The sequence below is a fragment of the Mucilaginibacter sp. P4_E8 genome (assembly GCF_056401495.1).
Map to the genome: position 1 here is coordinate 1 of NZ_JBFUJG010000454.1, position 559 is coordinate 559.

General features: G+C 34.6%; 1 protein-coding gene. It reads right to left on the reverse strand.

Features of this window, described 5'->3' with window-relative positions; translation table 11 throughout:
- Positions 1 to 178: 178 nt before the first annotated feature.
- Positions 179 to 559: hypothetical protein (locus AC1DRQ_RS32065; protein WP_477430290.1), on the reverse strand; the 381-nt coding region annotated here is incomplete at its 5' end.

A 559-nucleotide genomic window follows, 5' to 3' on the forward strand; every position in this document is an offset into this window, starting at 1 on the left:
ATCTATCTCACTTGCTAAAAATTATAGGGCCCGTTGATCAATGATCAACGGGCCCTATTTTATATCAAAACCTCATTTAAATAAAAAAGGCGCTCATATCATGATATGGCGCCTTCTTTGTTTAGGTATAGTTGATTAAGAAATACAAGTATTATTTTGGTGCTGGTTAATCTATTTATTAACTCACGGTTTCATGATCTTTTATCTCGTGGCTCAAAACCTCATTAAATTTTTCAAGCAACTTTATATACCTATCCATCCAATAKTAAATAGCATTAGGCGTTTGTTCTGCTGCATTTTGTGTTTCTGCAAGAGAATCACCAATAGTATCGTTGTTTGTTTTAGCAAACTCTTCGGGAAATTCATTTGAAAAATCATGCCCTATTACAAAGCCAATTTTACAAATGACGTCAAGACTAAGTTTTTCMATTTCAAACCAGTTATAAATGGTTCGCCTGCTTACATTTAGTCGCCTTGCAAGCTCACTAATACCCATACGATCTCTTCGAACAACCCGTTCCAATATTTGTCCGTAATTCAAATCAGGACTGCTGTAAAT